Below are 10,850 nucleotides of genomic sequence, written 5' to 3' on the forward strand. Positions count from 1 at the left end.
AAGCTGCTGGTGTCGGCCGGCCCGGACGATGTGCGCTCGCTGGTGAGCGACAAGGAGCGGCTGCGCGTGTGCTCGCACCCGCAGAACGATCTGGTCCTCGTGGAGGACCGCACCGCCAGCCGCCACCACTTCGAGATCCAGTACACCGAGCGCGGCCACCTGCTGGTGGACCTCAACTCCACCAACGGCACCTTCCTGGACGGGCGCCGGATTGAGCGGGCCTACCTCTCGCCCGGCTCGCAGATCCGCGCCGGCTCCAGCGTCGTCACCTTCTCGCCCATCGACGAGGAGGTGACCATCGAGCCCGACCGCGACAGCGAGCTGGGCGGCATGGTGGGGCAGAGCGTGAAGATGCGGCAGATCTTCGGGCTCATCAAGCGCATCGCCCCCATGGACGTGTCGGTCATCATCCAGGGAGAGACGGGCACCGGGAAGGAGCTGGTGGCGCGCGCCGTCCACGAGCTGTCCAGCCGCAGCTCGCCCAGCTCGTCCAGGAAGATGGTGCCCCCTTGCGCGCGCTCGAAGGCGCCGGGGCGGCTGGTCATCGCGCCGGTGAAGGCGCCCTTCTCGTGGCCGAACAGCTCGCTCTCGATGAGCTCGTGCGGCACCGCCGCGCAGTTGAGCTTCACGAAGGGCCCGCTCTTGCGCTTGGAGTTCTGGTGCAGCGCCCGGGCGATGAGCTCCTTGCCGGTGCCGTTCTCGCCGGTGATGAGCACCCGGCCCTCGGAGGGCGCCGTGCGCTGGATGAGCGAGAAGATGCGCTGCATGGCCGGGCCGCTGCCCACCATGTCGTAGCGGCCCACCTCCGCGCGCAGGGCCTGCAGCTCCTCGAGCATCGCCTGCTGCTTGAGCGCGTTGCGCAGCGCCACCAGCAGCCTGTCCCGGGCGATGGGCTTCTCCAGGAAGTCGCGTGCCCCCAGCTGCGTGGCCTTCACCGCCGTGTCGATGGTGCCGTGCCCGGACATCATGATGACGGGCAGCTCTGGTTTGAGCTCCATCAACCGGGCCAGGGCCGTCAGCCCGTCCATGTCCGGCATCTTCACGTCCATCAGCACCGCGTCCACCGGGCGCGCGGACACCACGTCCAGGGCCACCTGCCCGCTGGCCGCCAGCTCCGTGCGGTAGCCCGCCAGCTGCAGCGACGTCTGGAGCGTCAGGAGGATGTTCTTCTCGTCATCGACGATGAGCACGGTGGAAGGCATGTCGAAGCACCTGGGGGCAGGGGCCACTGTGGCCGCCGGGCCGCACCGTCCCGGAAATCCTCCGTTCGTTCAAGCTCCAAGCGCCGTGGAGTTTCCTGACTTCTGAGAGCGCGGCACTTCTCGCGACGCCTGGCTGCCAGGCTGCTCTGCTCAAGCCTTTTCTTTGCGTGTCAAAAGGATTGACCTTCAATCAATGGCTTGCATTGTCCGCTTCTTGTCAGTCTTTGCAGGAGTGTGATATTTCATCAGACTCCGGTGGTGGGTAGCGGGCGGGTAACTCCGGCGTTCGCAGGGGACGTTGCCGACAGCGGAGCAGCCACCGGACTTCACCGGGCGGAGCCATGGAAGCAGGCGTGGCCCGCTCGTCGTTCAAGGGGCAAGACCCATGAAGGAATCGGCGTACCGGACTGCCGGTATGCGCGCTCGTGGTGTGTCCACGAGAGTGCTGGGAGTGGCATGGCTCACGACGGCGCTGGCGTGCGGAGGCTCGGGCAACGAGTCCGGACAGCGGCTCGAGGGCTATCGTTCAGATGCGCCGTTCCACAAGGTCCAGCTCAGTGCGCAGAAGGCGGCGGAGCTGGAGAAGCAGGGCGCCAGGGTCCTCGGGGACTATGGCTCCTTCAAGCTGGTGCAGGTGGACACCGCCACGCTGGAGTCGTTGCCGGCCGCGCCGGGCGTGGAGCTGCGTGACGACTATGATCACATCCTGCTGAACGCGGGGAAGATCGACACCACGACCGCGAGCGCGACGTCCCTGCGCGGCATGCGGAAGACGGCGTTCGTGGGCAAGCGCTTCCACCTGGTGCACTTCTCCGGCCCGGTGCGTGCCGAGTGGCTCGCGGAGCTGGAGGCCACGGGCGTCAAGGTGGTGACGTACGTCCCCAACAACGCCTACCTCGTCTATGGAGATGGGGCCGCGCTGAACAGCCTGCAGCGGCACATCACCGCCTCCCCGGCCATCCAGTGGGATGGCGAGTACCTGGAGGACTACAAGCTGGATCCCTCGATCCAGACGATCGACACGCCCACCTACTCCATCCAGCTCATCAAGGATGACGAGGCGAACGCGGAGACGCTGGCGCTCATCCGCGGGCTGCAGGCGCGCGAGGGCGTGGTCCAGGAGGCGATGGACTACGTGAACGTGGTGGCGTGGGTGGACCGGAAGGCGTTGGATCAGATCGTCCAGCGCCCGGATGTGCTGTCCATCCAGCCGCGCCCGCAGCGCAAGAAGTTCGACGAGCGGCAGGACATGATCCTCGCCGGGCAGCTCACCGGCACCGGTCCGACGGGGCCGGGCTACCTGGCGTGGCTGGCGTCCAAGGGCTTCACCCAGGAGCAGTTCACCGCGTCCGGCTTCGGCGTGGACGTGAGTGACAGCGGCCTGGACAACGGCACTCCGGTGCCCAACCACTTCGGCTTGTACGTCAAGGGAGATGTCGGGGCCGCCAGCCGCGTCGTCTACAACCGGCTGGAGGGCACGGCGAACACGGGCAGCACCCTCCAGGGCTGCGATGGCCACGGCAACCTGAACACCCACATCGTGGCGGGTTACGTCAACCTGAGCGGCGCTCCCCACGCGGACACGGCGGGCTTCCTCCATGGCCTGGGCGTGGCGCCCTTCGTGAAGGTGGGCTCCTCGGTGGTGTTCGACCCGAGCAACTTCACGGATCCGGACTACGAGGATCTGCAGTCGCGCGCGTACCGGGACGGCATGCGCATCAGCTCCAACAGCTGGGGCGCCTCCACCGACCTGTACGACGCGGACGCGCAGCGGTTCGACGCGCTGGTGCGCGACGCGCAGCCCGCGGACGCGGCGGTGCCGAACCCGGGCAACCAGGAGATGTTCATCGCCGTCGCGGCGGGTAACGACGGGCCGACCGCGGGCTCCATCGGCTCTCCGGCCACGGCGAAGAACGTCATCGCCGTGGGAGCCTCGGAGAACGTCCGGCCCTTCGGGGGCGATGACGGCTGCGCGACCCCCGACAGCGAGGCCAACAGCCTCTACGACGTGGCGTCGTTCTCCAGCCGCGGTCCCACCGCCGATGGCCGCAAGAAGCCGGACATCCAGGCTCCGGGCACGCACGTGGGAGGCGGCGTGGCCCAGGCCGCGGGCCAGCGCTCCTCCACGCCGGCCAACCCCACTGGCGCGGCGCTCTCCTGCTTCACCAGTCTTGGCGATGGCGTCTGTGGCGGCACCGGCGGCAGCCTCTTCTACCCGTCGTCGGGCCAGCAGTGGTACTCGGCCTCCTCCGGCACCAGCCACTCCACGCCCGCGGTGGCGGGTGCGGCGGCGCTCGTCCGCCAATACTTCATCAACCAGGGCCGCACTCCGCCCAGCCCGGCGATGATGAAGGCCTTCCTGATGGGCTCCACCCGTTACATGACGGGGACGGGGGCCAACGACTCGCTCTACTCCAACAGCCAGGGCACCGGTCTGATGGACCTGGGCATGGCGTTCGACGGGGTCCAACGCCTGCTGGAGGACCAGCGGCCGGACAACCTGCTGCGCACCACGGGCGAGACGCGCACCTTCACCAACCGGGTGGTGGATGCGACCCGGCCCTTCCGTGTGACGCTGGCCTGGACGGACGCTCCGGGCTCCACCACCGGCAGCGCCTGGAAGAACAACCTGGACCTCACCGTGACGGTGGGGGGCAACACGTACAAGGGCAACGTCTTCAGCGGTGGCACGTCCGTGACGGGCGGCAGCGCGGACACCCAGAACAACGTGGAGAGCGTCTTCCTGCCGGCGGGCATCACGGGTCCCTTCACCGTGACGGTGACGGCCACCAACCTCAACTCGGACGGTGTGCCCAACAACGGCGTGGCGGTGGATCAGGACTTCGCGCTCGTCGTCTACAACGTCTGCGGTACTCCGGGTGGCACGCTCTCCGGGGTGACGGCCACCCCGAGTGGCACCAGCCGCGTCGACGTGGATTGGGCGCCCAATGGCGCGACCTCGTACAACGTCTACCGGGCCACGACGCGGGGCGGGCCGTATACGCGCGTGGGCTCCGTGGCGGCGCCGCCGTTCACGGACGCCGGCCTGTCGGGCGGGACGACGTATTACTACGTGGTGCGTGCGGTGGACTGTGTCGAGTCACCGGACTCCAACGAGGCCTCGGTGGTGAGCACGGGCGTGTGCACGCTGCCGCCCACGTTCGCGGGGCTCACCTCCGTCAACAGCGGCGTCTCCAGCACCTGCACCAACACCCTGGCCTGGTCCGCGGCCACGCCGCTGTGCGGTGGCACCCTCAGCTACTCGGTGTACCGGAGCACCACGCCGGGCTTCACCCCCTCGGCGGCCAACCGGATCGCCACCGGGGTGACGGGCACTTCGTTCTCGGATGATTTGAACCTGGCGCAAGGCACCCCGTACTACTACGTGGTGCGCGCCACCGAGACGAGCACGGCCACGTTCGAGGAGACCAACTCGGTGCAGCAGGGGACCACGGTGACCGGCACCGTGACGCCGGGCGTGCGCTACTTCGATGACTTCGACGCCAACCGCCCGGCCAGCGCGTCCGCGTACTGGCTCCCCACGGTCATCACCGGCAGCGCGTCCACCATGAAGATCTTCTCCGGCTGCCACTACCAGTCGGCCACGAACGCGTACCGGATGGCCTCGACGGGCACCACGTGTGGCGGCACCTACTCCAACACCCAGGATCACCTGCTGGTGCTGGGAGGCAACGGCTCGGTGTCGTCCGACATCAACGGCTTCGCCATTCCGTCCAGCCCCCTCAGCCCCCAGATGACGTTCAACGTCTGGTACAACCTGGAGTCCAGGTTCGACGGCGTCTACCTCGTCTACAGCACCACGGGCGCGAGCGGTCCCTGGACCGAGGTGTCCGACACGGTGTCCTCGACGCAGCCGTACCTCTCGGCGGGCCTCTACGACAACCTGCTCAGCGGCACGTCGACCCGCATCTGGACCTACCAGAGCATCAACGCCAACGGCTCGCTCAAGCCAGTGACCGTCAACCTGGGCGCGCTCGCCGGGCAGAAGGTGTGGTTCGGGTTCCGCTTCCACAGTGACGGCTCCAACAGCTACGAGGGCTTCTACGTGGACGATGTGCGCGTCACGGCGGACTCGGTGGTCCGCTGCACCACGAACGTTCCGCCTCCGGGACCGGCCGTGGCCTACAAGGTGACCGGGCTCCCGGCCTCGGTGGCCGCGGGCACGGAGTCGGCCGTGAGCGTGACGGCGTATGACGCCGTGGGCCAGGTGGCCACCGGCTACAATGGCAGCGCGGCGCTCACCAGCTCGGATCCCCGCGCGGTGGTGCTCTCCACCGCGCTCTTCACCGCGGGCGTGGCGAGCGGCCTGCCCGTCACCTTCGGTACCGTGGGCGCGCAGTCCGTCACCGCGACGGACACGGCGAACCCGGGCATCACCGCCGGTGCCAGCACCACCGTCACCCCCGGCCCCGCGGCCCGCCTGGGCTTCACCGTGCAGCCCACCAACGCGGTGGCCGGTGCCTCCCTCTCGCCCGCCGTGAAGGTGGGCCTGACGGATGTGTATGGCAACACGGTGTCCACGGGCTCGTACCTCGTCACCCTGGTGATCGGTGACAACGTGGGCGGTGGCTCGCTGTCCGGCACCGCGAAGGTGGCCATGAGCAGCGGCGTTGCCACCTTCAGCGGCCTGTCCATCGACAAGGTGGGGACGGGCTATACGCTGGCGGCCAGCGCCACCGGCCTCACCGGTACCACCAGCTCCGGCTTCAACATCACCCCGGCCGCGGCCAACAAGCTGGCCATCGTGACCCAGCCTTCCACCGTGGCGGCGGGAGTGCCCATCGCTCCTCCGGTGCAGGTGGCCATCCTGGACAGGTTCGGCAACGTGAGCACGTCCACGGCCAACGTCGTCCTCGCGCTGAGCGCCAGTCCTGGAGGCGCCACGCTCTCCGGCACCACCACGGTGGCGGCGGTGAGCGGTGTGGCCACCTTCTCCAACCTGTCGCTCAACAAGGTGGGCACCGGGAACAAGCTGACGGCCACCTCGGGCACGCTGACCAGCGCGGGCAGCGAGCTGTTCGAGGTGACGCCCGGCGAGCCGTACCGTGCCCTCATCACCCGGCAGCCTTCCGACGTGGCGGTGGGTGCGCCCATCTCCCCGGCCGTGGAGGTCTCCCTGTATGACCGGCTCGGCAACCTGGCGACGCAGGTCAACTCGCCCGTGTCCGTGTCGCTGGCCTACAACGCGAGCGGCGGCGCCCTGGCGGGCACCACCACCGTGAACGCGGCGAGGGGTGTGGCCACCTTCGACGCCCTGACGGTGACGCGCCCCGGCGTCAACTACACGCTGCAGGCGGGCGGCAGTGGACTCTTCCTGGACAGCAGCGTGGGCTTCAACGTCCGCGCGGGTGCTCCGGCCCGGCTGGCGTTCCGCACGCCTCCGGCCAGCGCGGTGGCGGGCGCGACGCTCGCCCCCGTGACGGTGGAGATCCAGGACGTGGAGGGCAACCTCAACACCAGCGCGACGGCGGAAGTGACGCTCTCGCTGGGGGGGCCGGCGGGCGGCTCGCTCGGTGGCACCACCACGGTGGCGGCCGTCAACGGCGTGGCCACCTTCCCGTCGCTCTTCATCCGCCGGGCGGCCGTGGGCTACACGCTGAGCGCGAACGCCACGGGCCTGACGGAGGCCACCAGCCGCGCCTTCGACATCGCTCCGGGCGCGGTGGCGGCACTGGCCTTCTCCGTCCAGCCGGCCAACGTGGCGGCGGGCACGGCCTTCGCCCCGGGGGTGAAGGTCGCCGTCCAGGACGAGTACGGCAACCTCGTGGCGAGCGCGAATGACGAGGTCACCCTGTCCCTGGCGAGCAACCCGGAAGGGGCCTCGCTGGTGGGCACGATGAAGGCGGCGGCCGTCAACGGCGTGGCCTCCTTCAGCGACCTGACCGTCAACCGGGTGGGCGCGGGTTACACGCTGGTCGCGGCCTCGGGCTCGCTCGAGGGCGCGACGAGCGCGGCGTTCGACGTGGAGGCCGGCAAGTCCTCGCGGCTGGTGTTCCGGACGGGTCCGGCCCACACGACGGCGGGCGCGGTGCTCGCCCCGGTCGAGGTGGAGATCCGCGATGCCTTCGGCAACCCGGTGGCGGCGGCCAACAGCATCACCCTGACGCTCCAGGGCGGCACGGGTGCCACGCTGGGCGGCACCACCACGGTGACGGCGAGCGGCGGCGTGGCGGCCTTCGGCGACCTGGCCATCACCCAGGCGGCGGCGGGCTACCGGCTGCTGGCGAAGGCGGACGGGCTGGTGGACGTCACCAGCGGCACGTTCGATGTCTCGCCCGGTGCGGCGGCGGCGCTGGCCTTCACGGTCCAGCCCGGTGCCGCGCAGGCGGGTGCGGCGATGGGCCCGGCGGTGCGCGTGTCCATCCGGGATGCCTTCGGCAACCTCGTCACGGGGGCGTCGGATGCCATCACGCTCTCCCTGGGCTCCAACCCGGGCGGTGCGGTGCTGACGGGCACCACCACGGTGGCGGCCGTCAACGGCGTGGCCACCTTCGAGGACCTGTCGCTCAACCGTCCTGGCCGCGGTTACACGCTCCAGGCGAGCGCGGCCGCGCTGTCCTCGGCGACGAGCTCGGCGTTCGAGGTCTCCACGGGGGCTCCGGCGCGCCTGGTCTTCCGCGGCACGCAGGCCCGGGTCGCGGCGGGTGTCACGCTGGCGCCCATCGAGGTGGAGCTGCAGGACGCCCAGGGCAACGTGCTCTCCGGCGGCAGCGCCCAGGTGACGCTGAGCCTCGGCGCGAACCCGGCGGCCGGCATGCTGCTCGGCGCGGCGCCGGTGTCCGCGGTGAATGGCGTGGCGAAGTTCGACGGCGTGTCCCTGCGCAAGGCCGGCACCGGCTACACGCTGGTGGCGAGCGCCCAGGGCTTCGCGGGTGCGACGAGCACGGCGCTCGAGGTGACGCCGGGCCCGGTGGCCAGCTACGCGCTGTCGCTCCCCGCGAGCGTCACCGCGGGCCAGGAGGTGACGCTCTCCGCCACGGCGTATGACGCGTACGGCAACGTGGCCACCTCCTACGCGGGGGCGGTCCGGGTGGCGAGCTCGGACGGCTCGGGACACCTCCCGGCCAACGCGGCCTTCGTGGACGGGGTGCTCTCCGGCCTGAAGGTGACGTTCATGTCCTCGGGGCTGAGGACGCTCACCCTGACGGACGCCGAGCAGGCCAGCCTGAGCGGCGTCGCGCAGACCAACGTCACGCCCTTCGCACAGCCCACCGTGGCGGTGACGGAGCCCGCGGGCGGCACGGAGGTGTCCGGTGAGGTCCGCATCACCGCCGCGGGTGCGGTGGCCGCGGGCACCACGCCGGCCCGGCTCTCCCTCCTGGTGGATGGGCAGGTGATCGCCACCGGCACGGAGGCGACGCTGACGGCTACCTGGGACAGCTCCAGGGTGGCGGGCGGCACGGCGCACACGGTGACGGCCGTGTTCTCCGACAGCGCGGGCAACGTGGTGGGCTCCGCTCCGGTGGGCATCACCGTGAAGGCCGAGCGTTGCGGCTGCGGCGCCACCTCGGGCGCGGACGCGAGCCTGTACCTGGGGCTGTTCGCCCTGGCGCGGTACGTGTCCCTGCGGCGGCGCCAGACGCGCAAGGAGTCGCGCAAGGAGACGCGCAAGGCCGCCTGAGCGGTGGGGCCCGTCCCGTGCGCGCGCTGACTGGGCGCGCCGGGACGGACCGGTTGCCCTGGAGACGAGCCGGTTGACCGGAACGCGCGGTGTGGGGCACTCCCCCCGCGCGTTCCGCTTTTGGGAAGGCCCGCGGGTGGAGGCCAGGAGGTGCGGCATGGTGTTGCTGACGGCGCAGGTGGGGGCGTGGGCGGTGATGTTGCTGCTGGGCGCGGGCGGGGCGGAGGGGGAGGGCGGCTCGAAATCGAAGCAGCGGGCGGAGAGGCTCGCGAGCGAGGCGCGGGCGCTGGCCAACCCGCGCGGCTGCGAGAAGGTGGAGGAATGCGAGCTGGCGGGATTCGGCCACAAGCCCTGCGGCGGACCGCGTGAGTTCATCGCGTACTGCTCGCGGACCACGGACGTGAAGACGCTGCGGGCCCGGCTCGAGGCGCTCGAGAAGGCCGAGAAGGCGTGGCAGGAGGAGGCGGGGCTCAAGTCCCGCTGTGGCCTGACGCGCAGGCCGCGGCTCCGGTGGGAGGACGGGGTGTGTCTCGCCCAGGAAGGTACGGATGGTCCGGCCCTGTCACAGGGAGTTGAAAGCAACCAGGCCGCCCGGTGGGCCGCGGGGCGGGCGGCCGGGCTCGGTTTCTCGATTTTCTTTTGTCCTATCAAGGGCTTCGAAGGCAGGGTGGAACCTTCCAAAAGGGACAAAAGCCTTTGACTCCACGTTCAAGGGCGGGCTAGACGCGGACGGCTCGTAATTGGGTGTGACTCGTCCTCGGGACGTCCTTTTTTTGGAGGAGAAATGCGTCGGATTTCGATGGTCGCGGGGCTTGCCCTCGCTGTGACGGTGCTGGCCGGCTGCCCGCCGACCTACCCCAAGTGCAACAGCGACGAGACCTGCCAGGAGAAGGGCGAGGTCTGTGTGAACGGCTCCTGCCAGGAGTGCGCCGCCGACGCCAACTGCAAGGAGGGCTTCGCGTGCCAGGAGAACAAGTGCGTTCCCAAGGGCCCGGAGTGCTCGCGTGACGAGCAGTGCACGGGCGGGAAGATCTGCGAGGCCGGCAAGTGCGCCGAGCCGCAGTGCACCTCCAAGGCCCAGTGCCAGGGCGCCCAGGAGTGCCAGAAGGGCCGCTGCGCGCTGCCGCCGGGCGCCTGCAACTCCAACACCGACTGCGGTGGGGACCAGGAGTGCAAGGAGAACAAGTGCGTGGCCGCCGCCGCCCAGAAGACCGAGTGCAACTATGAGCCGCTGCGCTTCGGCTTCAACGAGTCCTCCCTCACCCCCGAGGCCCAGAGCCGCCTGGGCGAGCTGGCCCAGTGCATCAAGGACTCGGGCGCCGGCCGCATCGAGCTCGCCGGGCATGCGGACGAGCGTGGCACCGAGGAGTACAACCTCCAGCTGTCCCAGAAGCGCGCCGCCTCGGTCAAGAAGTACCTGGTGGACCTGGGCGTGCCGGCCAGCCAGCTGAAGACGGTGGGTTACGGCGAGAACAAGCCGGCCGAGCAGGGCGCCACGGAGGAGTCCTGGGCGGCCAACCGTCGCGTCGAGTTCGTGCGCTAGCCGTCCTTGAGGTAGGCTGCGCGCGAAATGGCCTCGACCGAGACCGAGACGCGGCAGTCCTACCTCGTATTCGCCTGTGGCAGCAGCTGGTACGCCGTACCAGCTGAGGTCGCGGCGGAAGTCGTCAGCTTTCCGGAGCTGACGCGGGTGCCCGGCGCCCCCGGGCACCTGTTGGGTGTCTTCGCTCACCGTGGGGAGGTCATCCCCGTGGTGGACATGAGCACGCTGGTGTCCGGCGAGAGCGAGCCCACCCGCCGCGCCGTGCTGGTGCGGCTGACGCGAGGCACCCTGGCCCTCACCGCCAGCCGGGTGGCCGGCGTGTCCCAGGTGGACGGACGCCTGGAGCCCCTGGGGGTCAACGGGGTGCACCTCCACCTGCGCGGGCCCGCCCGCAGCGCCCAACGGGACGTGGCGGTCATCGATCCCGAGGGCCTGTTCGATCACCTCAGCCAGGGAAGCTGAG

At 70.2% G+C, this 10,850-nt stretch carries 4 protein-coding genes and 2 pseudogenes; 5 read left to right on the forward strand and 1 reads right to left on the reverse strand.

Going from position 1 to position 10,850, the window contains the following annotated elements; genetic code table 11:
* Positions 1 to 480, forward strand: a pseudogene (locus tag AC16DP_RS47675) (FHA domain-containing protein); the annotation flags it as partial.
* On the opposite strand, the pseudogene AC16DP_RS47680 reads toward AC16DP_RS47675, so the two are convergent.
* Positions 474 to 1,202: pseudogene (locus AC16DP_RS47680) on the reverse strand (sigma-54-dependent transcriptional regulator); the annotation flags it as partial. The pseudogenes AC16DP_RS47675 and AC16DP_RS47680 sit on opposite strands and share 7 nt — an antisense overlap.
* 451 nt (positions 1,203 to 1,653) lie before the next feature.
* Here AC16DP_RS47680 and AC16DP_RS47685 point away from each other — a divergent pair.
* From AC16DP_RS47685 to AC16DP_RS47700, 4 genes are all read left to right on the forward strand, one after another.
* Positions 1,654 to 8,844: a S8 family serine peptidase gene (locus tag AC16DP_RS47685; RefSeq protein ID WP_329730643.1), complete on the forward strand. Its 7,191-nt coding sequence runs from the start codon at positions 1,654 to 1,656 to the stop codon at positions 8,842 to 8,844.
* Between the two features lie 157 nt (positions 8,845 to 9,001).
* Positions 9,002 to 9,544, forward strand: coding sequence for a hypothetical protein (locus tag AC16DP_RS47690; RefSeq protein ID WP_329730642.1), 543 nt, complete (start codon positions 9,002 to 9,004; stop codon positions 9,542 to 9,544).
* 84 nt (positions 9,545 to 9,628) lie between these two features.
* Entirely contained in the window at positions 9,629 to 10,387 is a 759-nt protein-coding gene (locus tag AC16DP_RS47695; protein ID WP_329730641.1) for an OmpA family protein, read from the forward strand.
* Between the two features lie 27 nt (positions 10,388 to 10,414).
* On the forward strand, positions 10,415 to 10,849 hold the full coding sequence (locus tag AC16DP_RS47700) for a chemotaxis protein CheW (protein WP_329730640.1): 435 nt from the start codon (positions 10,415 to 10,417) through the stop codon (positions 10,847 to 10,849).
* The last annotated feature ends 1 nt before the right edge of the window (position 10,850 follow it).

It is taken from the genome of Archangium sp. (assembly GCF_057119385.1).

What these genes read in the sequence shown, in the direction of transcription:
- AC16DP_RS47690 (WP_329730642.1), top strand. Translation starts at nt 9,002, where the DNA reads ATGGTGTTGCTGACGGCGCAGGTGGGGGCGTGGGCGGTGATGTTGCTG.
- AC16DP_RS47695 (WP_329730641.1), top strand. Translation starts at nt 9,629, where the DNA reads ATGCGTCGGATTTCGATGGTCGCGGGGCTTGCCCTCGCTGTGACGGTG.
- AC16DP_RS47700 (WP_329730640.1), top strand. Translation starts at nt 10,415, where the DNA reads ATGGCCTCGACCGAGACCGAGACGCGGCAGTCCTACCTCGTATTCGCC.